Annotated in this window: 21 protein-coding genes and 1 pseudogene; 12 read left to right on the top strand and 10 right to left on the bottom strand. The window is 70.0% G+C overall.

Translation table 11 applies throughout. The annotated features are described in order from the left end of the window. Positions 1–267: 267 nt before the first annotated feature. Positions 268–1,077, bottom strand: a complete 810-nt coding sequence (locus FHX44_RS31275) for a methyltransferase domain-containing protein (RefSeq protein ID WP_170309108.1) — start codon at positions 1,075–1,077, stop codon at positions 268–270. 419 nt (positions 1,078–1,496) lie between these two features. Between FHX44_RS31275 and FHX44_RS31270 the strand changes: the two genes are divergently transcribed. Further along, the gene (locus tag FHX44_RS31270) at positions 1,497–1,997 is read left to right on the top strand and encodes a YkgB family protein (protein WP_147259062.1); all 501 of its coding nucleotides are present in this window, start codon (positions 1,497–1,499) and stop codon (positions 1,995–1,997) included. A 273-nt stretch (positions 1,998–2,270) separates the two neighbouring features. On the opposite strand, the gene FHX44_RS31265 is transcribed toward FHX44_RS31270, so the two are convergent. Further along, on the bottom strand, positions 2,271–2,693 hold the full coding sequence (locus FHX44_RS31265) for an ATP-binding protein (RefSeq protein WP_147259061.1): 423 nt from the start codon (positions 2,691–2,693) through the stop codon (positions 2,271–2,273). A gap of 400 nt (positions 2,694–3,093) precedes the next feature. Between FHX44_RS31265 and FHX44_RS31260 the strand changes: the two genes are divergently transcribed. Together FHX44_RS31260 and FHX44_RS31255 are read left to right on the top strand one after the other, a co-directional pair. Further along, positions 3,094–5,070 carry an acyl-CoA thioesterase/bile acid-CoA:amino acid N-acyltransferase family protein gene (locus FHX44_RS31260; RefSeq protein WP_246171021.1) on the top strand — a complete coding sequence of 659 codons (1,977 nt, stop codon included), beginning with the start codon at positions 3,094–3,096 and terminating at the stop codon, positions 5,068–5,070. 548 nt (positions 5,071–5,618) lie between these two features. After that, positions 5,619–6,173, top strand: coding sequence for a hypothetical protein (locus tag FHX44_RS31255; protein ID WP_147259059.1), 555 nt, complete (start codon positions 5,619–5,621; stop codon positions 6,171–6,173). 1,369 nt (positions 6,174–7,542) lie between these two features. On the opposite strand, the gene FHX44_RS31250 is transcribed toward FHX44_RS31255, so the two are convergent. Beyond that, entirely contained in the window at positions 7,543–7,977 is a 435-nt protein-coding gene (locus FHX44_RS31250; protein WP_147259058.1) for a DoxX family protein, read from the bottom strand. Positions 7,978–8,273: 296 nt separating this feature from the next. On the opposite strand from FHX44_RS31250, the gene FHX44_RS31245 reads away from it, so the two are divergent. From FHX44_RS31245 to FHX44_RS43935, 6 genes and pseudogenes are all read left to right on the top strand, one after another. After that, complete coding sequence (locus FHX44_RS31245; protein WP_170309107.1) at positions 8,274–9,236, top strand: LysR family transcriptional regulator; 963 nt, start codon at positions 8,274–8,276, stop codon at positions 9,234–9,236. A gap of 182 nt (positions 9,237–9,418) precedes the next feature. Next, a complete protein-coding gene (locus FHX44_RS31240; RefSeq protein WP_342793140.1) occupies positions 9,419–10,003 on the top strand; it encodes a (2Fe-2S)-binding protein in 585 nt (194 codons plus the stop codon). Continuing rightward, positions 10,003–10,980: an FAD binding domain-containing protein gene (locus tag FHX44_RS31235; RefSeq protein ID WP_147259055.1), complete on the top strand. Its 978-nt coding sequence runs from the start codon at positions 10,003–10,005 to the stop codon at positions 10,978–10,980. Before FHX44_RS31240 ends, FHX44_RS31235 begins: the two co-directional genes overlap by 1 nt. Then, a complete protein-coding gene (locus FHX44_RS43495; protein WP_246170689.1) occupies positions 10,977–11,516 on the top strand; it encodes a hypothetical protein in 540 nt (179 codons plus the stop codon). The genes FHX44_RS31235 and FHX44_RS43495 overlap by 4 nt, the downstream gene beginning before the upstream one ends. After that, a pseudogene (locus FHX44_RS31230) lies at positions 11,444–12,652 on the top strand (xanthine dehydrogenase family protein molybdopterin-binding subunit); the annotation flags it as partial. The gene FHX44_RS43495 and the pseudogene FHX44_RS31230, both read left to right, overlap by 73 nt. Next, a complete protein-coding gene (locus tag FHX44_RS43935; protein WP_342793138.1) occupies positions 12,636–13,211 on the top strand; it encodes a molybdopterin cofactor-binding domain-containing protein in 576 nt (191 codons plus the stop codon). The pseudogene FHX44_RS31230 and the gene FHX44_RS43935, both read left to right, overlap by 17 nt. Here FHX44_RS43935 and FHX44_RS31225 read toward each other — a convergent pair. The 5 genes from FHX44_RS31225 to FHX44_RS31205 form a co-directional block, all read right to left on the bottom strand. Next, a complete protein-coding gene (locus tag FHX44_RS31225) occupies positions 13,179–14,054 on the bottom strand; it encodes an MmyB family transcriptional regulator (RefSeq protein WP_170309106.1) in 876 nt (291 codons plus the stop codon). The two genes, FHX44_RS43935 and FHX44_RS31225, sit on opposite strands and share 33 nt — an antisense overlap. A gap of 160 nt (positions 14,055–14,214) precedes the next feature. After that, entirely contained in the window at positions 14,215–15,570 is a 1,356-nt protein-coding gene (locus FHX44_RS31220) for an MFS transporter (RefSeq protein ID WP_246170688.1), read from the bottom strand. 21 nt (positions 15,571–15,591) lie between these two features. Then, positions 15,592–16,347: an SDR family oxidoreductase gene (locus FHX44_RS31215; RefSeq protein WP_212612731.1), complete on the bottom strand. Its 756-nt coding sequence runs from the start codon at positions 16,345–16,347 to the stop codon at positions 15,592–15,594. Positions 16,348–16,421: 74 nt separating this feature from the next. Next, the gene (locus FHX44_RS31210; protein WP_246170687.1) at positions 16,422–17,861 is read right to left on the bottom strand and encodes a class II fumarate hydratase; all 1,440 of its coding nucleotides are present in this window, start codon (positions 17,859–17,861) and stop codon (positions 16,422–16,424) included. Beyond that, positions 17,858–19,330: an NAD-dependent succinate-semialdehyde dehydrogenase gene (locus tag FHX44_RS31205; protein WP_147259053.1), complete on the bottom strand. Its 1,473-nt coding sequence runs from the start codon at positions 19,328–19,330 to the stop codon at positions 17,858–17,860. Before FHX44_RS31205 ends, FHX44_RS31210 begins: the two co-directional genes overlap by 4 nt. A gap of 256 nt (positions 19,331–19,586) precedes the next feature. Here FHX44_RS31205 and FHX44_RS31200 point away from each other — a divergent pair, with 256 nt between their 5' ends. Together FHX44_RS31200 and FHX44_RS31195 are read left to right on the top strand one after the other, a co-directional pair. Then, positions 19,587–20,528, top strand: a complete 942-nt coding sequence (locus tag FHX44_RS31200; RefSeq protein ID WP_170309105.1) for a LysR substrate-binding domain-containing protein — start codon at positions 19,587–19,589, stop codon at positions 20,526–20,528. Between the two features lie 83 nt (positions 20,529–20,611). Further along, on the top strand, positions 20,612–21,133 hold the full coding sequence (locus FHX44_RS31195) for a flavin reductase family protein (protein WP_212612730.1): 522 nt from the start codon (positions 20,612–20,614) through the stop codon (positions 21,131–21,133). A gap of 7 nt (positions 21,134–21,140) precedes the next feature. On the opposite strand, the gene FHX44_RS31190 is transcribed toward FHX44_RS31195, so the two are convergent. Together FHX44_RS31190 and FHX44_RS31185 are read right to left on the bottom strand one after the other, a co-directional pair. After that, positions 21,141–22,412, bottom strand: coding sequence for a bifunctional 3,4-dihydroxy-2-butanone-4-phosphate synthase/GTP cyclohydrolase II (locus tag FHX44_RS31190; RefSeq protein WP_147259051.1), 1,272 nt, complete (start codon positions 22,410–22,412; stop codon positions 21,141–21,143). 145 nt (positions 22,413–22,557) lie between these two features. Next, on the bottom strand, positions 22,558–23,508 hold the full coding sequence (locus FHX44_RS31185; RefSeq protein WP_246170686.1) for an AraC family transcriptional regulator: 951 nt from the start codon (positions 23,506–23,508) through the stop codon (positions 22,558–22,560). A 381-nt stretch (positions 23,509–23,889) separates the two neighbouring features. Here FHX44_RS31185 and FHX44_RS31180 point away from each other — a divergent pair, with 381 nt between their 5' ends. Next, the gene (locus FHX44_RS31180; protein WP_147259049.1) at positions 23,890–25,368 is read left to right on the top strand and encodes an aldehyde dehydrogenase; all 1,479 of its coding nucleotides are present in this window, start codon (positions 23,890–23,892) and stop codon (positions 25,366–25,368) included. The last annotated feature ends 11 nt before the right edge of the window (positions 25,369–25,379 follow it).

Raw genomic sequence — 25,379 nt, 5'->3', positions numbered from 1 at the left:
GCTGGGTGTGTACCGAGCCCTCGCCCGGGATGGAGGCGAGCGGGTCCAGCCCATGAGCGAGATCAGAGGCCGGCGACTCAACGCCGCAGTCGAGCGGGCAACGGGCCGCCAACGGGCACGTGACGGCCACGCCCACGGACCCATCGCGCAAGGAGTACCTGCGGATTCTCAGGCATGAGCATGCATCCCACGTCTCGTGGGTCCCGATCCGGATCGGATCCTCGCCTTCGACCAGCTCTGGCGCGGGGGTGGAGCCGGTGGCCACCGCTATGCCACACGGCCCCAGGACTGGATCAATGTGAAGGTGGTGCCCCAGCGTTCGGGCTCCTTCAGTTCTGCTTCCGCCTCGGTGCGCAGTCGTGCCAGCTCCGTCGCGTCCACAAAGGAGAGCAGTCGTGCCTCGAGCGCTGTCGTGAACTGCAGGGGAAGCCGCAGGTACGGGTGCCCCGGGGGAAGTGCCAGAACCTCGGCTCGAACGTTCGCCTCGACGCCGACGCGTCGGAACAACTGCAGCTGTTTGCGTCCGGCCTCGGCATCACCCCATCGACGGAAGGCTTCGCGGATGAAGGTGATGAGCTGCTGGAGGGCCGGCGCCGGCGGGTTGAAGTGCCAGCTTCCCCAGTCGGGGTCCTCCAGCACCACGACGCCGCCGTGGTGGGTCAGCCGGAGGTAGGTCGCCAGCTGTTCCTCGACCCGCCCGAGCGGGGTGAGCTCGAACCGCGCGTGCACCAGGTCGAACGAGGCCGGCTCCAGTGCGGTGGCGAACAGATCGTCCTTGATGAGCCTGACGTTGGATAGCTGCTCGTCTTTGACGAACTGTGCGGCCGCGGCGAGCATCGCGTCGTCGATGTCGGTTCCGACCACCTCCCCGTCGGGTCCGACCCATCGGCTGAGCAGACGGAGCCAGCCGAGGACACCACAGCCGACGTCGAGGGCGCGGCCGCGTCCCGGGCCGATGGCCTCGAGTAGCCTCTGCCCACTGGGCTCCCACACCCGGGACTGAAGCTGTAGCCGCTCCAGCTCAGAGGTCTGACCGGCTAGCAGGTACTCACCCGCAGCCATCGCGTTCTCCTCCACGTCGGGCTGCTTGGACGTTGTCGAGAAACGTCGACCGCTCCTGCAGGAGCGGGGCCGCATCGGGCAGCCGAGTGTCCGCTCGACCGGCAGGAGCGGCAAGCCGCCGGCCGGAGCATCCACAACGCCCCCGGGTGCCAGCGCCGCGTCGGTGCAGCTCATGACGCAGCCGAGCGGGTTCGTCCGACCTGTGGACCGACCAGCTCCCGGTCGGGACACCGCTGCCGACGCGCATGGGATGTTCGGCCACGCGGTGGTCCGTGGTTGGGTCCTCTGCCCGACGACGGCACGAGGCGACCCAGCGGAGACTGAGTCTGTCGCGGCTGTCGCGCGGACAAGCCGACATCGCGTTGGTCAACCGAACGAACTACTTCCTGTACCTGCCGCTGGCGTCCTGGGAGTGAATCGTGCGCATACGACACATGCCGGCGACCCGGCTGGATTCCGTTGGATTCTCGGTCATGGGCTGTGGGCTGGCGACGACCTTCTTGTGGTTGGGCGCACTCAAGTTCAAAGATTACGAGGTCCAGAACGCAGAAACTCTGGTCACGGCGAGTCCGCTGACTTCGCGGCTTCGTGAGAAGCTGGGCGCACAGAAGCTCGCGCGTCTGATCGGGATCACGCAGATCACCTTGGGCTCTTTGATCGCGGCAAAGCCGTTCGCCCCACAAGCCTCGGCGGTTGGCAGCTTCGGAGCCGCGACGATGATGCTCGGTACGCTCAGCTTCCTGGTCACGACACCGGAAGCTTGGCAGGAGGGGCAGGGAATGCCGCAGCTGTCCATGTTGGGCGAGGCCCTGTTGAAGGACGGCGTGCTCCTCGGCGCCGCCATCCTGACGGCTGCCGAGTCGCTTCGAGCCGCTCGTGCGGGTAATCGGTCGCAGGGTGCCGCTGGACGAACCCGTGGGCACGCTCTGAGTTGACTCCGAGAAGCCACACCGTCCTGGACGATGTGATTCTGTCTCGACTCGATTTGCTCGCGGCCGATCTGCTTGCTCCGCGCAGCTCTCGATCGTGTCGGGTCGGCGGCTCGCTGTAGGAGCGAGAGGCGCCGGGTCCCGCCCCATCCACCGCGGCGCTACCGATTCCCGGGATGCAAACCGGTCGACGATCGGGTCGCGCTGGCCGGGATCGTGTTCGTTCTCGAGACCGGGACAACTGGAACCAGCTGCCCGCCGTTCCGCGGCCTTGCTGAGCTAGGTCGATGCGGCTGGATCGGCTTTCACAACCGCCCACACCGACTTGCCGGGACCCCGATCGGTCACACCCCAGGCCGCGGTCAAACCATCGACCAGGCGAATCCCGACGGCGCACGGGCCGGCTAGGTCGACCGGACCTCGTCCGGGAATCGGCATCGGGCACGGGCAGTCATCGTTGACGTCGATCCGCAGGCCGGCGCCAGCGCGCGCTACGCGGACAACGCAGGGGGCCTGCGCACGCACCACCGCGCACGTCACGAGCTGGGTCACCACCACCAAGGCGTCACTGATGATCGTCTCGTCGATGCCCCAGTCCTCACACACCGCCCGCATGAACCCGCGTGCCTCGCGCGGGGACGTCCGCGCCGGGGGCAGCCACAGCCATCGGCTCACGCGATCCCGGACGTGCGGCAGCTTCACGTGATGCCATCTACCCCGAATGGAAGGTACGAACCCCGGCAGCGGGAAGCGCTCGCCGGCGTTCCCGCTCGCGAATCAGTGCACGGACTCGCCGGTCCGATCGACTCGCGCCCAGTCCTCGACGGCGTCGCCACGAACACGGCCGCCGGGCCGGAAGCTCCCGGATCGCGTCGATCCGGCACAACCGGGCCACCGGCCGGCCCATCACCCGGTCCCTGATCGCCTACGACCACTGACCAATTCGGACTTACCCATCTAGTCCAACCGAGCTCGCGGCGCCTGAAAATGCCCCCGGGATCAGGGGCTGAACAGGTGAACCTGCCCGCTGCTGTGGCAACCGTCACGCGGTTCCGGTACGCCCGAAGCAGCGGTAGCGCATCGGAGGCGGGCTTTGGGGTTCGTGCTGGGGGTCCTGCCGTGGGTCCTGTACTGGGTGCTGATCGGCAACGTGATGTTCCGCCTTGTGGTGTGCCTCGTGCTCGCCGTTGCGGTGGGGACACAGGTGGTGTCCAGGCTGCGCCGCCAGCCCTGGCGCATCTTCGACCTCGGCAGCATCGTGGTGTTCGCGATCCTGACGCTCACCGCCTTCGTGTTCACCGACGCCATCCTCGAACGCTGGCTCCAGCCGCTGGGCAACCTCGGCCTCTTCCTGGTCGCGCTCGTCGGGCTGCTGGTCGGGCGGCCGTTCGTCTGGGAGTACGCGACCGAGTTCGTTGACGCCACGACCGCTCGCAGCGACAGGCTTCACGCTGTGACCACCACCATGACGTGGTTGTGGGTCGCGGTCTTCGCCGCCATGACGGTTGTCACGATGATCCCGCCCCTTGTCGACGAGGCCGCGACGATCCGCGACGCCGCCGGGTTGTTGTCCGTCCTCTGCTACTGGGTGCTTCCCTGCGTGCTGCTCGGGCTGGCCGCGTCGGCATCGGGCCTTGTCCCGCCTTGGTTCGAGATCCGCTCCGTGCCGGTCGAGCAGCGTGAGACCGAGGAAACGCCGGCCGCTGCGACGCAGTCGTCGGCACCGTCTGACATTGCCTCCGACACGCTTGTGCTCGACGTGCCGCAGGACTCCCGCCACGACGAGCCGTTCGCCGTGGTGCTCCACGGAGCGCCGGCCGGATCCGCGGTCGAGCTGACGGCGACCGGTAACGATCTGCACGGGCGCTTGTGGCGGTCTGCTGCGATGTTCGCCGCGCCGGCGTCGGGCCCCGTCGACATCGCCCTACTCGACCCGCTGTCCGGGGACTGGGAGCGGGCCGATGGCGACGCGCCGTTGTGGGCCATGCGGTTCGCTGCCGACGGCGTGACGCCCGACCTGTTCGTTCCGCCGACCGATCCGTGGCTGGTGACCGTGACTGCCCGTGTGGAGCGGGTCGGCGAAGTTCGGCGCACGGTCCGTCGGCACCCTCCGGCGGAGGGTGTGCGTTCCTCCACAGTGGAGATCGACGGCAGGCCGGGGCTGCTGGCGTTGCCCCCGGGCACTGCGCCGGCTGACGGCTGGCCGGCGGTTGCCTGCTTCGGCGGTTCAGAGGGCGGCTTCGAGTCGCAGGTCGGGCCCGCGATGCTCCTCGCGTCCCGCGGCTTCGCGGCCCTTGCCGCGAGCTGGGTGGATGAGGGCGCACCCATCGTCGCCGTGCCCTTGGAGCGGTTCGGCACGACCGTCCGGTTCCTGGCAGATCACTCCGAAGTCGACTCGGACCGGGTGGCGGGCATGGCGGTATCGCGCGGTGCGGAGGGTCTGCTGTCCGCTGTCTGCGCACACGAGGGTCCCCGTTGTCGCGGCTTGGTGCTGATCAGCCCCAGCAGCGTTACGTGGCAGGCGATCGGATCCGAGGGTGAGATACCCGACGCTCCATCGTGGACAGTCGCGGGTCGGGACGTGCCGTGGTTGCCGGTGCGCAGCGGCGCGCTGATGTCGCAGCTGGTGCGCAACGCTTGGTGGGCGAGCCGCGACGCCGCGGCACACCGTCCGACGCTGATTCGCCTGCGACCCGCTTACGAGGCCGGACTGCGTGGGCCGGCAACGGGGGCGGCCGATGCGCGGATCCCGGCCGAGCAGGCTGACGGCCCTCTGCTGCTGGTCACCGGAACCGAGGACGCAGTGTGGCCGTCCGGACCGATGGCGCAGGAGGTACTCGGCCGCCGGCTCCGCCCGTCCGACGAGCATCTGAGCTGCCGGGGCGCCGGGCATCTCGTCCGGCTCGGTGTGCTGCCCACCGACGCCCAGTGGACGGGCGGCATCGCCCTAGGCGGCACCCGGACTGCCCAGGCCGTCGCTCAGCGCAGTGCAACGACGAGGATCACAAGGTTCCTGTCCGCGGTGACGGCGAACTCCGGCGACGACCGTCGGCGCGCGGTGGGGACCCGCAGGCGATAGCCCTCGAACTGGAAGCGGTTATTACTCCAGCGATCGTGTCTGGTCGCGCTGGTACTGGCCGACCCAGCGCCTTCACGCCGGGTCGCCGACCGGGAGTGTTGAACGGTCGACGTCGCGGGCCAGCTTCTGCTCACCGTCCACCACGATCTGCTCGAGGGCCGGCCTGGACGATGTTCCCGGTCCGGGCCATATCCATATCAGGCTGTCCCCGACCGCCAACAACGTGCCGGGGTTCGACGACTACGCCGGACCGAGCGATCCGCGGCATGTTCCGCTCGCGATCTGGACCGCCCACGACCCGACGCTGAAGCTGGTGAGATGCGTTTCGGTCCATCTCGAGGACCTGACGATCCGTCACGGCACCCGGGCGGTGAAGCTCGACAACTGCAGGGATGTCCGGCTCGACCACGTCACGGTGTTCGCGGCCCCCACGGTGTGGACATCGGCGAGAACTGCCACGGGTGCATGCTCACCCACTGCGTCGTCGACGGCGGTTTGCCGACGTGGTACTCACCGACCCGCCACCCGAGAACCGCCGATGCCCCTTCATGCCTCGGCGTTCGTTCAACAACGTCTTCGTGGCGGTCAACACGGTTCCCCCGCGCCCGAGGCCGACCAGTTGGCTCCCGAACCCGACCTGGCCCGCCGCAGCGGACGGCAACTGCTACTTCCGCACCGGTGAGTTCCCGGACGGCGAACTGTTCCGGCGCTTCGCGTACTCGTTCCCCGGAGTGGCCGATCAGGTGGACGGCACGGGGTTCCCCACATTGGAGGCGTTGCGAGGTGGCGGTTCACCCCCACTGCCGCCGAGCACCATCTTCGAGCACAGCACGATCGTCCGGCCGCCCGGGTACGAAGAGTCGAGCATCGCGGAGGACCCGCACTTCCGCCATGTCCCGGCGCCGGCGGACAGTTCGCCCGACGACGACTTCCGGCTCGGGATGGAGAGCCCGTGTCGCGGAGGCGGCGTCGTGCTCACGGCCGACCTGCGCGTGCTCGACGGGGCGTTGCCGCGTGAGCATCCCGACATCGGGTGCTTCCGGTCGCATGCACCACCCCTGTCCGTCGGCGTGGACGGACACCGCACGTTCCCGGCGAGCTGATGCACGGAGCATTCGCGAACTGGTCCAGTGCATCGAGTGCATGCAATAGCGATATTTGACTTGCTTCTTCCCGAGCCGTTGGTTCAACCGTCGTCCGAATCCCGCCGCAACGTCAGCAGATCGTCGAAGTCCGACTTCGACTACGTCAGGACCCTCTGCACTGTCTCGCGCTCGGCCGCCAACACCTCTGGCCCACCAATCTCGTCAACTTTATCGGACCGGTCACCGACTGGCGTCCCTACGCACAGGCTCGTATTTGCAGCCGGGCTTTTCCCGCGTGCCGGGGCCGAGGTGCGCGATGCGGCCGTCGAGGGAGCAGCTCGATCAAGCGGCCGCGCTGCCGCGATCGCAGCCGGGCTGGCGGAGTAGGCCTGGGTCGGCCCGCAGCCTCGGCACCCACGGACGCTGCGTGCCTGGCTCCGGACGGTCCAGCAGGTACCGCTCCGTATCCGCTGGACCGCGAGAGCACGACATCTCCCCCAGCCGATGGCGTGCGGCACACGCTCGATCGGCATCGATCCCCGACTCAAGGCGTCCACGCGGCACGGCGTTGGTGTCAATGCTCGTGGGGGCCGCACAACGCACTCGGGGCGGCTGCGACGAAGTGTGTCGGAGGGCCCTCCCTACCCCGGGGCTCGTGCCGCCTCCCTGAAGTGGGGGGCGTGCACTGTGTGCATCTCCGTTCCCCTCGAAGAGAATTTCTCTTGCGGGTAGTAGCTATTCCCCCCCGTCGGAGCAGCAAGCTCACCCCAGGCCGAGGAGGAGGCCATGCGTCCAGTAGTTGAAGGTGACGAAAACGCAAGGACAGCCTGGCAACTCACGAAGAGTTGGTTGACTGCATCCTTGACCGCACTCGGCGCCGTCGCGGTGCTTGCGAGGATCTTACTTGCCTCGGTACAACCACTCGACCGACTCGCCAAAGCGCCCAGCTCGCCGTGCGGGACAACTCAGACCACCGGGGGGTCCGTCGACGTGGACTCGGGAACACCTCCGCTCAGTCGGTCCGAGCAGGGCCAGGAGAGGGCGGGGAGACCGAACGGGCAGAAGAGTCGGTGGCCCACGAACAAGTGGTGGGCCGCCAACACAACTGCGATCGGCGGTATTCTCATACTTTTGATCGAGCATGGCGCATCCAAGGCCGTGTTGACCACACTTGTTGCCACCGTCGTTCAGGCGATCGTTGCGTACATTTGCCCCAACTGTGACACTCTGGGCGGAGTTCCCGCGAAGACGTCGACAATGTGATCGGCCCGCGAAGCCAAGATCGTTCGAGTTGTCGGAGACCTGACGCTCCACGCTGTAGCCGGTGTCGGTGCGAGGGCCGGGCGGACGGCGGTGGTCGATGTGGACCGACCTGGCGCGACCCGGATCAGGTGGCGTCGCCCCGATCGAGCCTGCGCCGGTCCAGACTGATCGGGCCGGGCCCGAGCACGAACAGCAGGAGGAACACCCAACTGTAGAGAGCCGGTGGCTCCCCTCCGTTGTCCAGCCAGTTCCCGCCGTTCGGCAGGTGTATGACGAAGAAGGCGAAAGCCATCATCCCCGACAGGAGGAACGCGGCGACTCGCGTGTGGAACCCGACGGCGACGAGCACGATCAGGACGATCTCCACCACGGAGACCGCGACCATGAAACCGCCCCATGACTCGCCGCCCAGCAGCCCCAGTGCAGTGAGGGGATGCAGCACGAACAGGACGGCCACCGCGCAGCGGAAGGCCAGCATGGTCCACGGCTGCGCTCGGACCAGGAACTCTTGGGTGGATGTCGGCGAGACCGCTGTCGTCGTCTCAACTGGTTGGGACATGCGGACCAATCTGCCGATTCGTACACATATCCGCCAACGCGTGATGCGGATACCCGCCATTCGTCTCCCGCATGGTCGTCAGCGGCTGGGGAAACGCAGGATGCGATCGTCACCCTCGGGGGCGTCGCCGCTGCGTTGGTGCGGTGAGGAACAGGATGCCCAGGCGACGACCCACCGCCGCGGCAACGCGCGGGGCGAGGATCGGACGGCCCGGCGAGGAGGAACGAGGCATGGGGCCGAGGTCTGCCGAGGGGCGCCGGGGCGACCAACGCATACTCTGATCGCATACTATGCACATGCCGCATAGCGATCTCGGGCTGCTCCACGACCTGCGTGCCCTGTCCATCCTGCTCGAGGAGCGCAACGTGACCCGGGCCGCCCTGCGCTTCCACCTGAGCCAGCCGGCGATGAGCCGCACCTTGCAGCGGCTGCGGGGACTGTTCGACGACGAGCTGCTGGTGCGGTCCGGCGGTGACTACGAACTGACCCCCCGCGCACGGGCGATGCAGCACGAGCTCGCTCTGCTCCTCCCGCGACTGCAGAACTTCGTGGCCGGCAAGGAATTCGACCCCACGACGGCAACCGGGATCGTGCGCATCATCGGCACCGACTACACCACCTCGACGCTGGGCCCCCACCTGCTGCCCAAGCTGTTCCTCGCCGCTCCCGACCTGGAGGTGCGGATCGAGCCGAGGGAACACGACAGCTACCCGGCCCTCGAAGGGGGGCGGGCCGACATCGCGCTGTCCGTTCTCCGCCCGGCCGCCCCGCTGCGCTGGGAGCAGCTCTTCACCGACGACCTCGTCTGCGTGGTGGATCGAGACCACCCGGAACGGGACCGCTTCTCGCTGGCCGACTACACCGCGGCCCGGCACGTGGCCGTCACCGTCATCGACCAAGAGCAACCGATGATCGAACGGTGGTTGCAGACCCGCGGGCACAGCCGGACCGCCGCGGTCCGGGTGCCGCACTTCGTGTCGGCGCTCGCCGCCCTACCCGGCACCCCCCTCGTGGCCACGATCCCCCGCAGGCTCGCGGAGCTGCAGGCCGCCGCTGACCCACGGGTGCGACTGGTCGAGGCCCCGGAAGGTCTCGACCCCTTCCCGTACGGCATGGTCTGGCATCCCCGACTGGAAACAGACCCGACGCACACCTGGCTGCGCGGCATGATCCGCGCAGCAGCAATGGATCTCACCGAATCGTCCAGCGAAGAAGCACATTCTGAGGATTTGCTGAATCCCTTCACACCGATTACATGAGAGGGGGGTCAGCAGCCCCTGTATAGGCGCGCGGTTCGACGCCACCATGGCAGACGCCTGCCGATCCGACCGAACGCCACCTCGTGCGGGACTCGCCTTTCGGATCGCTTTCGCCGACATCCTGGAGCAACCCGATGCCACGGTTCCTGAGACGACCGACCCGGAAGAATCAGCCGAGCGGATTGTCTCGCCGACAGTTCATCGGCGGTGCCGGCGTCGTGGTCGCCGGCGCGGCGGCGGTCGCCGTGCCGGTGGTGGTGACCCGGTCCTCGACCCCGACGGTGACGACGCCGGGCGAGAACCTGGTGACCGTCGGTCTGCGGGTGAACGGCGAGAGCACGCGCCTGGAGACGGACCCGCGGTCGACGCTGCTGGACACCCTGCGCGAACGCCTCGGGCTGACCGGAACCAAGAAGGGATGCGATCGCGGGCAGTGCGGCGCGTGCACCGTCCACGTCGACGGGCAGCGGGTGCTGTCGTGCCTGACGCTGGCCGCATCCCTCGACGGGGCCGACATCACCACGATCGAGGGACTGGCCGACGGGGAGCAGCTGCACCCGATGCAGCAGGCGTTCATCGACCACGACGGCTTCCAGTGCGGCTTCTGCACCTCGGGGCAGATCATGTCCGCCGTCGCTCTCGTCCAGGAAGGCCACGCCGGGTCCGACGAGGAGATCCGGGAACACATGTCCGGCAACCTCTGCCGCTGCAGCGCCTACCCGTTCATCACCGACGCGATCAGGGACGCCCGCGAGGTGATGGCCTGATGCGCGCGTACGACTTCACCACGCCCGCCTCGCTGGACGGGGCGCTGCGCGACGCCCGCGACGGCAGCGCCTACCTCGCGGGTGGCACGACGCTGGTTGACCTGATGAAGCTCGAGGTGATGACGCCGTCGCGCGTCGTCGACATCAACCGGCTACCCCTGCGCGGCATCAGCGTCGACCGGGACGGACTGCACATCGGGGCGCTGGAGCGGATGAGCGACGTGGCCCGGCACGAGGACGTCCGGTCCCGCTACCCGATGATCAGCCAGGCACTGGAGCTGAGTGCGTCGCGGCAGCTGCGCAACATGGCCAGCATGGGCGGCAATCTCCTGCAACGGACCCGGTGCGGCTACTTCCGGGACGTGTCGACACCCTGCAACAAGCGCACACCCGGCAGCGGCTGCGCGGCGCTCGCCGGACACAACCGGATGCATGCCATCCTCGGCACCAGCGACGCGTGCGTCGCCGCCCACCCCAGCGACGTCGCGGTCACGCTGGTGGCGCTGGACGCCCAGGTGCACCTCACGGGGCGGGACGGCGCGCGGACCGTTCCGATCGGCGAGTTCTACCAGCTGCCAGGCGAAACCCCGCACGTCGAGAACCAGCTGCGCGCGGGTGAGCTCGTCACCGGGCTGACCGTGCCGCCCCTGCCGTGGGCGACCCGCTCCGCCTACCTCAAGATCCGGGACCGGCAGTCCTACGAGTTCGCCCTCACGTCGGCCGCGATCGCGCTCGACGTCGCGGGCGGCGTGATCCGCGATGCGCGGGTCGCAGCGGGTGGAGTCGGCAGCCGGCCCTGGCGGTTCACCGCCGTCGAGCGGGCACTGGTCGGACGGCCAGCGGCGGCCCAGACGTACGAGGCCGCCGTCACGCACGCCACGGACGGCGCTCGTCCCCTGACGCACAACGCGTTCAAACCCGCGCTGCTGCGCCGCACGCTGGTGCGCGCGCTCACCGGGCTCGGTGCGGCCCGATGACCACTCCGCTCGGTTCCGACGTCCCACGCGTCGACGGCCGGCTCAAGGTGACCGGCGCCGCCCGCTACAGCGCCGACCACTCCGAGGACCACTGGGGCGACCGGCTCGCGTACGCCCACGTCGTGCTGAGCACGGTGGCGCGGGGCAGCGTCCGTTCGATGAACGTCGACGCGGCGCGCGGTGCTCCCGGTGTGCTCGCCGTGTACACGCCGTTCGACCCGTTGCGGATCTACTCGGCTTCCCGGGGCGAGACCTACGCGCCGCTGCAGGACCGGGACGTCCGCTTCCGGGGTCAGGTGATCGGGCTGGTCGTCGCCGAGACGATCGAGCAGGCGCGGGAGGCGGCCGCGCTCGTCTCCGCCGAGTACGACACCGTCCCGGCCCGGCCCGGACCACCCTCGCCGCCGGGATGCCGGGCGAGCCGGTCGAAGGGGACGCCGAGTTCCCGGCGCAGGCCGGGCCCGTGCTCGCTCCCGGCGTGGCCTCGATCGACGACGCGCTCCGCGCGAGCGCGGTCACGGTCGACATCACCGTGACCCAGCAGCCGCAGAGCCACGTCGCCATGGAACCGCACAGCACGACCGCGGTCTGGCAGAACGACCACCTGACCGTCTACAGCGGATGCCAGGGGCCTGCGAACTACGCGAACACGCTCGCCGAACGCGTCGGGGTGAGCCGGGACAACGTCCGGGTGATCAGCCCCTTCGTCGGCGGCGGCTTCGGCAGCCGGGTCCCGACCTGGGGTGACGGTCCGCTCGCTGCCGTGGCCGCGCGGGCGCTCGGCCGCCCGGTCAAGCTCACGCTGACCCGCGAGCAGTCCTTCGTCCTGACCGGGCACCGCCCCCTCATCGAGCAGCGGGTCCGGCTCGGCGCCTCCCGGGACGGCGTGCTCAACGCCGTCAGCCACCAGTGCTGGTCCGAGATGCCCGTCGCCGGGGGATGGAACGAAGCACCCGCAGGGGAAACCACGACGGTGCTGTACCGCACGCCGAACCTCGCGATCGAGGAGCGGCTGGTGCCGATGGACACCCCGGCCACCTGGGCGATGCGGGCGCCCAACGAGGCACCGGGGATGTTCGCGCTGGAAACGGCCATGGACGAGCTGGCCGTCGCGCTGGGGATGGACCCGGTCGAGCTCCGGCTGCGCAACGACGCGACCACCGTTCCCGGCACCGACCGCGGCTGGACCAGCAGGCGGCTCGCCGAGTGCTACCGCGTCGGCGCCGAGCGCTTCGGCTGGGCCGACCGCAACCCCGTCCCCGGCTCCCGGATCGACGGCGAGTGGCTCGTCGGGCAGGGGACGGCCACCGCGATCTACCCCGCCAACCGGTCCGACGTGCCCGTGCGCCTGACGCTGCGGGACGACGGCACCGCCGTCGTGTCGACCTCGACCCCGGACATCGGCACCGGCACGTACACGATGGCCTCGATCGTCGCGTCCGACGCGCTCGGCATCCCGCTGGACCGGGTCGTCGCCGAGCTGGGCGACTCGGCGCTGCCGGCGGGAACGGCCGCCGTCGGTTCGCGGGCCGCCGGCACCCTCGCCCCGATGATCCAGGACGCCGCACGCACGCTGATCGGGGAGATCACCGCACTCGCCGTCCGGACCCAGCGCTCCCCGTTCCACGGGCTCGACCCGGCATCGCTGACCTACCGTGAGGGTCGCGTCGAGGGCAACGGCAGAGGTGTCACCTTCGCCGAGATCATCGACATGGCCGACCTGCCGCACGTCGAGGTCACCACGGAGGGCGGGGCGGGCGGGCCCGGCGGCGGGCGGGGCTCCGGAAGGCCCCGTGGCGCACGGCTTCGGCGCCCACTTCTGCGAGGTGCGGGTCAACCGGTTCACCGGCGAGCCGCGGGTCAGCCGCTTCACCACCGTCGTCGACGTCGGGCAGGTGATCAGCGCCCGGACGGCCCGCAGCCAGCTGGTCGGCGGCGTCGTCTTCGGCATCGGCGCCGCACTGCTCGAAACCAACCCGATCGATGAGGACAGCGGCCGCTTCGCAGGCGCGAACCTCGCCGACTACCTCGTGGCCGTCAACGCCGACATCCCCCCGATCGACGTCAGCTGGATCGACTACGCCGACACCGCCTTCAGCTCCGCGGGAGCACGCGGACTGGGCGAGCTCGCGACCGTCGGAAGCTCCGCCGCGGTCGGCAACGCCGTCTTCAACGCGACCGGCATCCGGATCCGGGACCTACCGATCACCCTCGACAAGCTCATCACCTGAGCGCGGGAGCAACCTCTGGGTGCCCACGACGGCCAGCAGCTCGAGCTTCGCGACCGAGTCGGTGCCGACCGCCGGGGTGAACCACAGCAGCCGCTGCGTGCCGTCCTCGCTGAACAGGCTCAGGCAGTTCACCTCGAGCAGCCCGAGCTCGGGGTGCACGATGCGCTTGCGGTCGTGGCGGCGGAACCCGACATCGTGGCGTGCCCAGTGCTGCGCGAACTCGGGGCTGCGCGCGGTCAGGTCAGCGATCAGCGCGGCCACCTCGGGGTCGTCGCCGCCGCGGCGGGCCATGGCCGCGCGGAGGTCGGCCACGAACGAGCGAGCATGCTCGTCGTGGTCTTCCGCGGGGTAGATCGCGCGCGACGCCGGGTCGGTGAACCACCGGTACAGGAAGCTCGCGGTCCACCCGGTCGTGGTCGGCGGCGGGCCGAGCAGCGCGGCAGCCAGCCGGTTCTGCACCAGCATCACGCGCAGGTCGGTGACCACCTGCGCCGGGGTGCCGTGCATCCGGTGCAGCAGGTCGAGCATGCCGGGGTGGACGTGGTCGGCCGGGCCGCCGGGTGCGGGAAGCGGGCGTCCGGCGAGGGAGAAGAGGTGGTCGCGCGCGTCCCGGCTCAGCCGCAGGGCCCGGGCCAGCGCGGCCAGCATCTGCTCCGACGGCTGGGCGCCGGCCCCGCGTTCCAGCTCGATGTAGTAGTCGACCGACGCACCGGCCAACTGGGCCACCTCGTCACGACGCAGACCGGGCACCCGACGGCGTGGGCCGGCCGGCAGGCCGACGTCCCCGGGCCGCACCCGGTCCCGGCGCGACTTGAGGAAGGCACCCAGCTCGACGAGGTTCACCTCCGCCACTCTGCCGGGGGCCTGGGTGCGCAGCCAGGGGGCGCCGGCCCTGGCGAACACCCACCGGTTGCCGCTGAGCTGCGACCGGTGGTTGCTCGTCGGAGAGGCTGCACGAGGGCCGGCCCTCATCCCTCGCGCAGCCTCGGCCGTGCTGGAACCGTCAGGTCGAGGTCGCGGTCGCCGCTCGGTCGACATCGTCCTCTGATCGTGCCGGCTGGAACTCGACCTGCGCCCGAGCCCGGGGAGCCGCTGCGATGACGAGGCCGCAGACCACAGCAGCGAGGATCACGTAGACCGCGATCGCCGAGGAGGAACCGAACTCGGTCAGCAGCAGGGTCGCGACGATCGGCACCGGAGCCGCCGTGACCGCACCACCCAGGTGGTAGGCCACCGATGAGCCGGTGTAGCGCGCCCGCGGCGGGAACAGCTCGGCGGTGAAAGCCGAGATCGCGCCGTAGACCAGGGCGTGCAGGACGGGAAGGGCGAGCAGGTAGGCCGCGAACACGCCGGCAACGGTCCCGGTGTCGAACAGGAGGAAGACCGGGAAGGCGCCGACCGCGACGGCCGCGCACCCGGCCATGAGGAAGTTCCTCGTGCCCGTCCGGTCGGCGACGATCGCGAACAGCGGCAGGGTCACCACCTGGATGGCGGCGGCGACCAGCAGCGCGACGAGGACGAGGCCCCGACTCAGCCCGAGGTGAACGGGGCCGTAGTTCAGGAAGAACGTGCTGGCCAGGTAGAAGATCGTGTTCGGGGCGAGCATGCAGAGCATCCCGACGACCAGCGCCCTCTTGTACGAGGCGAAGACCTCGGCCGCCGGGACCTTGACGACGTCTCCGCGCTCCCGGAGCGCGAGGAACTCGGGCGACTCCGTCACACGCAGGCGGATGTAGAGGCCGACCACGATCAGCAGCGCCGAGCACAGGAAGGGGATGCGCCAGCCCCAGGAGAGCAGTTGCTCCTCGGGCATGAGGGTCACGAGGAAGAACGCGCCGCTGGACAGGAAGGTCCCGGCCGGCACGCCGGCCTGGGGGAAGCTGGCGTAGAAGGCTCGGCGGTGCGCCGGCGCGTGCTCGAGGGACATGACGACGGCGCCGCCCCACTCGCCGCCCACGGCGAAGCCCTGGACGAACCGCAGCACGACCAGCAGGACCGGCGCCCAGGTCCCGATCGTCTCGTAGGTCGGCAGCAGCCCGACGGCGAACGTGCCTGCGCCCATCATGACCACGGAGAGCACGAGCATCTTCTTCCGCCCGATCCGGTCACCGAAGTGCCCGAACACCAGCCCACCCAGGGGGCGCGCGAGGAAGGCGACGGCGATCGTCGCGAACCCGGCGAGGGTGCCTGCCAGTGGGTCGAGCGCGGGGAAGAACAGCGGGTTGAACACCAGGACGGTGGCCGCGCCGAAGACGAGGTAGTCGTACCACTCGATGGTGGTTCCGATGAAACTCGCCACGGCGACTTTCGCGGCCGACGGCTTCTTGTGGGCATGCGGTTCGGAACGCATCGTTGCCATCCCCATCTCCCTGATCCGGGACTACTGGATACTGCGGCCGCCGTCGATGTCCAGGCAGACGCCGGTGAGGAAACCGGCCTGCTCGGACGCGAGGTAGAGAATGCTGTTGGCGACGTCCTGGGGGGTTGCGGTGCGCGCCATCGGAATGCCGGCGACCCAGGTCGAGCGGAGGTCGTCCGGCAGGGCATCCGCACCGGTGAAGCTCTTGACGAAACCGGTCTCGGCGATGACCGGGTTGACGGCGTTGACGCGCACGTCGGGGGCGACTTCGACAGCCAGGCCGCGGGTGAGGGTGATGACCGCGCCCTTCGTCGCGTTGTAGACGGTCAGGCCCGGGCGAGGGCGCTTCGCCGCGATCGAGGCGACGTTGACGATCACTCCCCCACCCCGGCGGCGGAGCGCGGGCACCGCGTGCTTGCAGCCGAGGAACACGCTGCGCACGTTCACGGCGAGTTGCCGGTCGACCGTCTCGACGTCGAGGTCGACGAGGGCTCCGGCTCGATGGGGCACGCCTGCGTTGTTGACCATGACGTCGATCCCCCCGAACGCCGACTCGGCGGCGTCGACGAGGCCTCGCACGGCGTCCTCGTCGGTGACATCGGTGGTGACCGCGATCGCCGACGGCAGGTCGGCGGCGACCTTCTCCGCGCCGACCGTGTCGACATCGGAGACGACGACGTGGGCTCCGGCGTCGGCGAACGTCCGCGCGGTCACCGAGCCGAACCCGCCTGCGGCCCCGGTGACGACGACGACCTTGTTCTCGAAAGACAGTTCCATGACAGCTCCTGTGCGGGCTGGGGTTCCTCGGTACCGGGCTTCGCGACGGCCGAAAGCCGCCGGCCCACCACGCGTCAACCGACGCCGGTCATCCGCCGCGGGTCGAGCAACTCGGAGAGCTCGTCCTCCCGCAGGTCCGTGCGCTCGCGGGCCACCTCGCGGATCGTGCGCCCGCTGGCGCGCGCCTCGCGGGCGACGGCGGCCGCCTCGTCGTACCCGATGCGGGGGGAGAGCGCGGTGACCATCATCAGAGTTCGCTCGACGGCCGCCGGTCCCGCCGACGTGGCCCGGATCCCGCTGATGCACCGATCGGCGAAGACGACGGCCGTGCCGGCCAGTAGCTCGATCGACTCCAGCAGGCTGAACGCGACGACCGGGGTCATCACCGTGAGCTCGAAGTTGCCGCGGCCGCCTGCCACGGCGATCGTCGCGTCGTTGCCCATCACCTTGGCCGCGACCTGGCACACCGCTTCCGCGACGATCGGGTTGGTCTTCCCCGGCATGATCGACGAGCCCATCGAGAGGCTGGGCACCTCGATCTCGCCCAGTCCCGCGCGGGGCCCGCTGTTCATCCAGCGGACATCGTCAGCGATCTTCAGGAGGCTGGCGGCAGCCGTCCGCAGGGCGCCCGAGGCGAACACGACGGCGTCGAGGTTGTTCTGCGCCTGGAAGTGGTTGTCGGTCTCGCGCAGCTCCACGTCGAACTCGGCGGCCAGTGCCGCGACGACCCGACCGGCGAACTCGGGGTGGGTGTTGAGGCCCGTGCCGACCGCCGTGCCGCCGAGGGCGACCTCGGCGAGGCCGCGCTGCGCCGCGCGGAACCTCTCGATGCTGCGCTCGATCTGTCCGGCGTGGCCGAGGAACTCCTGCCCGAGCCGGATCGGCACCGCGTCCTGCAGATGGGTGCGCCCGGGCTTGACGATCCCGTCGGTGGCCTCGGCGATCGCGCGCAGCGCGGTCTGCAGATGCGAGAACGCAGGCACCAACCGGTGGGTGATCCCCGTCTGCGCGGCCAGGTGGACGACAGTGGGCGTGACGTCGTTGGAGGACTGCCCGAGGTTCACGTGGTCGTTCGGGTGCACCGGGTGTCTGGTCCCCAGCGGCATGCCCAACAGCTGGTTCGCCCGGTTGGCGATCACCTCGTTGGCGTTCATGTTCGTATTGGTGCCGCTGCCGGTCTGGAACACGTCGACGCGGAAGTGGTCGTCGAGGAGACCGTCGCCGACCTCACCGGCCGCGGCCACGATCGCTTCGGCGAGCGCCGGGTCGAGCCGGCGCAGATCGGCGTTCGCCCGGGCGGCCGCTCGCTTGAGCGCTCCGAGTGCGCCGATGTAGCGCCGCGGGAGGCGCAGGTCGCTGATGGTGAACGTCTCGATCGCGCGCTGGGTCTGCGCACCCCACAGGGCGTTCGCGGGGACGATCACGGCCCCGTCGAAGTCGTTCTCCTCCCGGTACGCGGACGACCGGGCGGGGCCGCGCAGACCGGCGCCGGACGTGATCGGCTCGGCACTCACCGGTCCACGTCCAGCGCCACGTACTTGACCTCGAGGTACTCCTCGATGCCGAGCCTGCCGCCTTCCCGTCCCAGGCCGGACCGCTTCACGCCTCCGAACGGGGCGGCCGCGTTCGAGACGAAGCCGCGGTTGAGGCCGACCATCCCGGTCTCGAGACCCTCGGCGAGGCGGATCGCCCGACCGATGTCGCGGCTGTAGACGTAGCTCACGAGGCCGGACTCGGTGTCGTTGGCGGCGCGGAGCACCTCGTGCTCGTCGGTGAAGGTCGAGATCGGCGCTACCGGCCCGAAGATCTCCTCCCTCGTCATGCGCGCGGAGGACGGAACACCGGTCAGCACGGTCGGCGGGTAGAAGTAGCCGGGTCCGGACGGCGCCGTGCCTCCCGTGTGCACGCGAGCACCACGGCTCACGGCGTCGTCGACGAGCGCGGCGACCTTGTCACGCTGGACGGCGTCGATCAGCGGGCCGACCTCGACACCCTCGTCGACACCCGGACCGACCACCATCTTGCCCATCCGGACCGTCAGCTTGTCGGTGAACTCCTCGACCACGTCCGCATGCACGTAGAACCGGTTGGCCGCGATGCACGCCTCACCGATGTTGCGCATCTTGGCGATCATCGCGCCGTCCACCGCTGCGTCGATGTCGGCGTCCGCGCACACGATGAACGGGGCATTTCCCCCCAGCTCCATCGACGTCCGGAGCACCTGGTCCGCCGAACTGACGATCAGTTTCCGGCCCACCTCCGTGGACCCGGTGAACGACAGCTTCCGCAGGCGGGTGTCGTGGATCAGAGGCGCGGCGACCGCCTCGGGGTCGGACGTGGTCACGACGTTGAGGACCCCGTCGGGAAGACCCGCCTCGGCCAGTACCGACGCGAGCAGCAACGCCGTCAGCGGAGTCTGCTCGGCCGGCTTCAGGATCATCGTGCAGCCCGCGGCGATCGCCGGGCCGATCTTGCGCGTCGGCATCGCCAGCGGGACGTTCCACGGCGTGATCAGCAGGCTCGGTCCCACCGGCTGGCGCATCAGGACGACCCGCCCCGAGCCACCGGGCTCGACCGTGAAGTCGCCCTGGATGCGCACGGCCTCCTCGGAGAACCAGCGGAAGAACTCGGCTCCGTACGCGATCTCGGCGCGCGACTCGGCCAGCGACTTGCCCATCTCCAGCGTGATCAGCAGCGCGATCTCCTCGGTCCGCGCCACGAGGAGCTCGTAGGCGCGCCGGAGGATCTCGCCGCGCTCGCGGGGCGGCGTCGCCGCCCAGGAGCTCTGCGCCGCCGACGCCGCCGTGAGGGCGTCGACAGCGTCCTCGGCCGAGCCGTCCGCGACCTCGCACAGCGTCGCCCCGGTCGCCGGGTTCTCCACCGCGAAGGTCCGTCCGCCGGCCGCGGGACGGAAGCGCCCCCCGATCAGCAAGCCCTTTTCGATTCCGCCCAGCAACTCGATTTCGGAAAGCGTTCCGCTCATTTGCCTCGGAGTCCTCGTTCTGCCTCGGGTAGCCGACCGGCCGCTACTGTGCAGCGCCGGACTCCTCGTTGTCACCGGCGGCGACGAGCAGCGCCCTTTCGCCGGGACAGCGGGTCGTCAATCCGTACGTCACCGCCTGCTCGTATTCACGAACGAAGATCACCTATTCAGTTCTGGTCACCCCGCTGTTCCGGATCGGATGTCGCGGGTGCCACGAGTTCGCACTGGCGCGTCGAAGGCGAAGTACGATGCCGGAATGCTCTCGCCGTCGTCGACCGTCGCGTCGGATCTGATGCCGAGGCTGATGCTGCTGCACGCCATGACCGAGCGCGGTCACCTGAGCGCCGCGGCGGAGGCGGTCGGCGTGCCCCAGCCCACCGCAACGCGCTGGCTCTCGGCGCTGAGCCGGACGGTCGGTGTCGCGCTCACCCACCGTGTCGGCAGGCGGATCGAACTCACCCGGGCAGGCGTCGCGCTCGCCGAGTCCGTGGGGTCGGCGCACACCACGTTGGCGATGGGTGTGGCGCGAGCCCACGAAGCCGCCGACCCGGGGCGGGGCCAGGTCGTGTTCGGCTTCCTCCGGACGATGGGAGCGAGCCGAGCTCCCGAACTCCTGCGTGACTACCGCGCCACGCGGCCCCGCGTCCGGTTGGCGCTGGTGCAGGCCGCTCACGAGGAGCTGATCGAGAAGCTCCACGACGGGACGATCGACATCGCCATGAGCTCGGTGCGGGAGAGCGACGTCGACATCGTCGCGACGGAGCTCTTCCAAGAGCCGTTCGTCCTCGTCGTTCCGGCCGATCACCGCCTGGCACGCCGCGAGTCGGTCCGCCTGTACGACTGCCGCGACGAGACCTTCGTCGGGCTCTCCGTGGGGATCGCCCTCCGTCGCAGGGTCGACGAGCTGTTCGGCGCGGCCAGGGTCCGGCCGCGCTACGGGTTCGAGACCGACGAGGTCGAGACCGTGCGGGGGCTCGCCACCGCGGGTGTCGGGATCGCGGTCCTGCCCGCCCGCCACGGCGGACCCCTTGCCGGCTCCGCCGAGGTGCCGATCGTGCCCCGGCACTACCGGAACATCGGGTTGCTCGTTTCGACGCGCCGTCCGCTCGAGCCGACCGCTGAGGGCTTCCGGCAGCGGGCCTCCGAGCACAGCTGGACCCGGTCGCTCCGGGCCCGGCGAACGTCCGGCAGGGCGTGACGGGACGTTCGGTCGCGCGCTGAGGCTGTGCCCGCGCGGTTCGCGGATATCTGGCCCGCCCGCACTCCACTTAGCGTTCGTCCATGACCGAACGCACGTACGACGGGGTACAGGAGGCACGTCCGGTCGACGGAGCCCGGATGCGGGCGGTCCTCGGCCATTTCGCCTCCGGTGTCGTGGTCATCACCGCATCCGGACCGGACGGGCCACTCGGCTTCACGTGCCAGTCGTTCAGCTCGCTGTCCCTCGAACCGCCGCTGGTGTCGTTCTGCCCTGCCGGGACCTCGACGACCTGGCCGAGGATCCGCGAGGTCGGCAGGTTCTGCGTGAACGTGCTGGCTGCCGACCATTCGGACCTGAGCACCGCGTTCGCCCGCTCCGGCACCGACAAGTACGCGGGCGTCCGGTGGAGGCCCGCTCCCTCGGGCGCTCCCGTCCTCGACGGGGTCGCCGCCTGGATCGACTGCACCCTCGAGCACGAGTACCCGGGGGGCGACCACACCATCGTCGCCGGGCGGGTGCACGACCTCGCAGCGGACGAGACGCGGGAACCGTTGCTGTTCCACCGTGGCGCCTACGCGGTCACCGCGCCGTCGGCGCGGTGACCGGCTGTCAGCCGGTGTGCTCGTTCAGCACCAGGACGTGGCCCATGCGTTCTTGCTTGGTGCGCAGGTAGCGCATGTTGTGGGGGCTGGGAGTGGTGGCCAGCGTGACGCGGTCGAGGATGTGCAGGCCGTAACCGTCGAGACCGCCGTGTTTGGCGGGGTTGTTGGTGATCAGTCGCAGCCGGGTGATGCCGAGGTCGGTGAGGATCTGGGCGCCGGTGCCGTAGGAGCGGGAGTCGACGGGCAGGCCCTGCACGGTGTTGGCGTCGATCGTGTCCAGGCCGGTTTCCTGCAGGGCGTAGGCGCGGATCTTGTGGGCCAGCCCGATCCCGCGCCCTTCGTGGCCACGCAGGTAGACGACGGCGCCGGCGCCTTCGGCGGCGATCGCGCGCATGGCTTGTTCGAGTTGGGCCCCGCAGTCGCAGCGCAGCGAGCCGATGATGTCGCCGGTGAGGCACTCGCTGTGCACACGCACCAACGCGCCGCGGGGGCTGCGGGAGGCGGCGGCGGCATCCCCGTGGACCAGGGCGAGGTGCTCGGTGGCGTCGATGGTGGAGCGGTAGGCCACTGCCCGGAACTCGCCGAACACCGTGGGCATCGCCGAGGTGGCCACGTGTTCGACGAACCGCTCGGTCGCGCGCCGGTAGCGGACCAGATCCGCGATGGCCAGCATCGGCAGGTCGTGCTCGTCGGCGAACGCCCGCAGTGTCCGACCGCGGGCCATCGAGCCGTCCGCTGCCACGATCTCGGCGATCACTGCGACCGGATCCTGGCCGGCCAGGCGCAGCAGGTCCACCGCGGCTTCGGTGTGCCCGGCCCGGGCCAGTACCCCACCCTCGCGGGCTCGCAGCGGGAACACGTGCCCTGGCCGGCGCAGCTGCTCGGCGCGGGTGGCCGGATCGGCCAACGCCCGCAACGTGGCAGCCCGGTCGGCCGCCGACACCCCCGTCCCGGTGCTCGTGTGGTCGACGGTGACGGTGAACGCCGTGCCGTGCGCGTCGGTGTTCTCGGCAACCATCAACCCCAACCCCAGCACATCCGCGCGCTCGGCCGGCATCGGCGCGCACACGATCCCCGTCGTGTGCGCCACCACGAACGCCACCTGCTCCGCAGTCACAGACCCCGCGGACAGCACCAGATCCCCCTCGTTCTCCCGATCTGCATCATCGATGACGACCACCATCAGGCCCGCCGCCAACGCCGCCACCGCACACTGCACCGCCGACGTCCCCGGCAGCCCGGAGACGTGGACGCTCGGGTCCCCGATGGAGTGCGGCATCGTCGGCTCCTCACGGTCGCGTTGGCCCCGGGCTCGGCGTGGAACGATCGGGGTGCTGCGACGGTACGAGTGCCGACCCGGCACGAGCTATCCGCGCGCAGCCGTCACGTAGCCACAGAGCGCAGCGGCCCGGAGGGTGCGCACCTCACCGGCTCCGGCTACGCAGCGTTTCCCGCGGCAGTTCACCGAACCGTCCCCTGTACTGCTGCGCGAACCGGCTCTGGTGGAAGAAGCCCCACCGCAGGGCGACATCCGTGACCCGGGTCGACCTCGGGTCGCATCGCAGGAGTTCGGCTCGAACGTGGTCGAGTCGGATGCGACGCAGGTAGCTCATGGGTGACTCGCCGAGCTCCTGCTGGAAGGTCGCATGCAAGGTCCGGACGCTCATGCAGCCGATCCGGGCGAGCTCCTGCGGGCTGAGTGGTTGGTCGGCGTGCTCTTCCATGTAGCTGATCACCGGTCGGAGCCGGCCCGACCGGACTGGATCGGCGGGAGCGGCCAGGGCGTCGGTGTACTGGTGCCGGCCGGCGTGCAGCAGCTGAGTCATCACGAACGCCTCGAGCTGCTCGCGGGCGATCGGCATGTCGGCGAGCCCGCCGGGTCGGTTCAACTCACGGGCGAAGAACTCGACCGAGGCGAGCAGCGAGCTCCCGGCGGGCGTCGTCAGATCGATCCCGAAGTCGAAGTCCAGCACCCCGTTCACCGGCAGGTGGAGCTGCTCGCTGAGGTGGCCCTCCAAGCTCTCCCGGGAGATCTTGAGGATGAGCTGCCCGGCATCCGGTGACCACCGGACGGTGGTCTCCTGGTCCGGAAGGAGCACGAGGCCGCTCGACATGGCCCGGGTCGTCGCACGGGCGCCGTCTGTTCGGCGGGCCTCGGTGCGTCCCTCGACGGTGAGGTTGATGTGGTAGCAGTTCTCGGTCGGGGGCATCACGAGCTTCGCGCTGGACTGGTACGTGAGGTAGCCGATGGTGAACCGGCGGTTCGACGCGGCGTTGAGCGTCGCTTCCAGGCGATCCTCCGGCGCCGACAGCGCGTGGTCGAGATACACGCGGCTGACGACGTCGCGGGCCTCCTCGAGGCTGCGCGTGTCCATGATCGAGTACCTCGACAGCCGAGCTGACGGAGCGGCGGGGCCCGATGTCGTCGAAGGGTTCATGGGCCCGCCGCCTCCTCGCGTTCTCGCCCGTCCCGCCTTCGCTCGTCCGGGGATCGGCCACGCCGGCCCGCACGAGCCGGCGCCGCCGTCCCGAGAGGTAGGCCACAGTATGCGGCCCGCGCAGGCGCTGAACAGCCGATGAGCGCACCGCGCCAGCCGGAGAGCGCGGGCTCGGCTTGCTGATGTCCGAGGTCCGGCTCGCGTGGAACGGCTCTGCCGCTGCGTTCCGCGGCTATCGACGGGCGTCGGGCCGTTCCTATGGTCAGCCTCCATCCACTGCGCGGTCGGCGCGACGAAGGTCGGACGGAAGGAAGATCAATGACGACATCCTTGGAAGAGTTGAAGCTCTTCATCGGCGGCAAGTCGGTCGACGCCCGCTCGGGCCGCACGTTCGAGTCGCAGAACCCCTACACCGGTCAGCCCTGGGCGCGCCTCGCGGATGGCGGTCCGGAGGACATCGACGAGGCCGTGGCCGCCGCCCGCTCCGCCTTCGAGGGCGAGTGGGGACAGATGACGGGATTCCAGCGGGCCGCGACCTTGCGCAGGTGCGGGGACGCGATCGCCGCGAACGCCGAGCGGCTGGCCCGGCTGGAGGTCAACGACTCGGGCAAGCTGCTGCGCGAGATGCTCGGCCAGCTGAACAGCCTGCCGCAGTGGTACTACTACTTCGCGGGGCTGGCCGACAAGGTCGAGGGTCGCACCGTGCCGCCGGTCAACCCGAACTACTTCGGCTTCACCACTCGCGAGCCGATCGGCGTCGTCGGCGCGATCACGCCGTGGAACTCGCCGCTCCTGCTGCTGACCTTCAAGCTCGCTCCCGCGCTGGCCGCCGGTTGCACGGTGGTGGCCAAGCCATCGGAGCACTCCCCCGCTTCTACCGTCGTGTTCGCCGAGATCCTGCACGAGGCGGGACTCCCGGCGGGCGTGTTGAACGTCGTCACCGGCTGGGACCGCGCGACCGGTGAGGCGCTCGCCTCGCACCGGGGCGTGGACAAGATCGCGTTCACCGGTTCGACGACGACAGGTGCCAAGGTCGCGCAGGCCGCGGCGGCGAACCTCAACCGCGTCACCCTGGAGCTGGGTGGGAAGTCGCCGCAGATCGTCTTCCCCGACGCCGATCTCGACGCCGCCGCCAACGGCCTCGTCGCCGGTGTCTTCGCCGCTACGGGCCAGACCTGCATGGCGGGCTCGCGCCTGATCGTGCATGCCGCCGTCCACGACGCGTTGATCGAGAAGGTCGTCGCCCGTGCCGACACGATCAAGCTGGGCGACCCCACCGCCGCCGAGACCGAGATGGGCCCGGTGGCCAACCGACCGCAGTACGAGAAGGTCCTCTCCTACCTGCAGGGCGCGGCCGCCGAGGGCGCCGCCTTCGCCTGCGGCGGTGAGCCCGACGCCGAGCGCGGGGGCCTGTTCGTCAAGCCCACCGTCGTCACGAACGTGACCCCGGAGAACACCATCGTCCGCGAGGAGGTGTTCGGCCCCGTGCTCGCCGCTTACACCTTCCGTGACGAGGACGAGGCCCTCAAGCTCGCCAACGACACCCCCTACGGCCTGGCCGGCGCTGTCTGGACCAAGGACGTGCACCGGGCCCACCGCGTCGCCGCGAAGCTCCGCGCCGGCACCGTGTGGATCAACGCGTACCGCGTGGTGTCCCCCGCCATGCCGTTCGGTGGCTTCGGCGCGAGCGGCATCGGGCGCGAGAACGGCATCGACGCGATCAACGAGTACACCGAGAACAAGTCCGTGTTCGTCGAGCTCACCGGCGGCACCCGCGACCCGTTCCAGCTGGGCTGAGCACCCTCGTC

Origin of the sequence: Pseudonocardia hierapolitana, from assembly GCF_007994075.1 — a bacterium.
GTDB lineage: Bacteria > Actinomycetota > Actinomycetes > Mycobacteriales > Pseudonocardiaceae > Pseudonocardia > Pseudonocardia hierapolitana.
The sequence above is the reverse complement of the archived record's forward strand: the minus strand, read 5'-3'. Positions and strand labels throughout refer to the sequence as shown.

Coding starts and splice junctions, on each gene's coding strand:
- FHX44_RS31235 (WP_147259055.1), top strand. CDS start 10,003: ATGCGCGCGTACGACTTCACCACGCCCGCCTCGCTGGACGGGGCGCTG.
- FHX44_RS31220 (WP_246170688.1), bottom strand. CDS start 15,570: ATGGCAACGATGCGTTCCGAACCGCATGCCCACAAGAAGCCGTCGGCC.
- FHX44_RS31245 (WP_170309107.1), top strand. CDS start 8,274: ATGCCGCATAGCGATCTCGGGCTGCTCCACGACCTGCGTGCCCTGTCC.
- FHX44_RS43495 (WP_246170689.1), top strand. CDS start 10,977: ATGACCACTCCGCTCGGTTCCGACGTCCCACGCGTCGACGGCCGGCTC.
- FHX44_RS31190 (WP_147259051.1), bottom strand. CDS start 22,412: ATGCCGCACTCCATCGGGGACCCGAGCGTCCACGTCTCCGGGCTGCCG.
- FHX44_RS31200 (WP_170309105.1), top strand. CDS start 19,587: ATGCTCTCGCCGTCGTCGACCGTCGCGTCGGATCTGATGCCGAGGCTG.
- FHX44_RS31255 (WP_147259059.1), top strand. CDS start 5,619: ATGCCTCGGCGTTCGTTCAACAACGTCTTCGTGGCGGTCAACACGGTT.
- FHX44_RS31215 (WP_212612731.1), bottom strand. CDS start 16,347: ATGGAACTGTCTTTCGAGAACAAGGTCGTCGTCGTCACCGGGGCCGCA.
- FHX44_RS31250 (WP_147259058.1), bottom strand. CDS start 7,977: ATGTCCCAACCAGTTGAGACGACGACAGCGGTCTCGCCGACATCCACC.
- FHX44_RS31195 (WP_212612730.1), top strand. CDS start 20,612: ATGACCGAACGCACGTACGACGGGGTACAGGAGGCACGTCCGGTCGAC.
- FHX44_RS31205 (WP_147259053.1), bottom strand. CDS start 19,330: ATGAGCGGAACGCTTTCCGAAATCGAGTTGCTGGGCGGAATCGAAAAG.
- FHX44_RS31185 (WP_246170686.1), bottom strand. CDS start 23,508: ATGGACACGCGCAGCCTCGAGGAGGCCCGCGACGTCGTCAGCCGCGTG.
- FHX44_RS31180 (WP_147259049.1), top strand. CDS start 23,890: ATGACGACATCCTTGGAAGAGTTGAAGCTCTTCATCGGCGGCAAGTCG.
- FHX44_RS31270 (WP_147259062.1), top strand. CDS start 1,497: ATGCCGGCGACCCGGCTGGATTCCGTTGGATTCTCGGTCATGGGCTGT.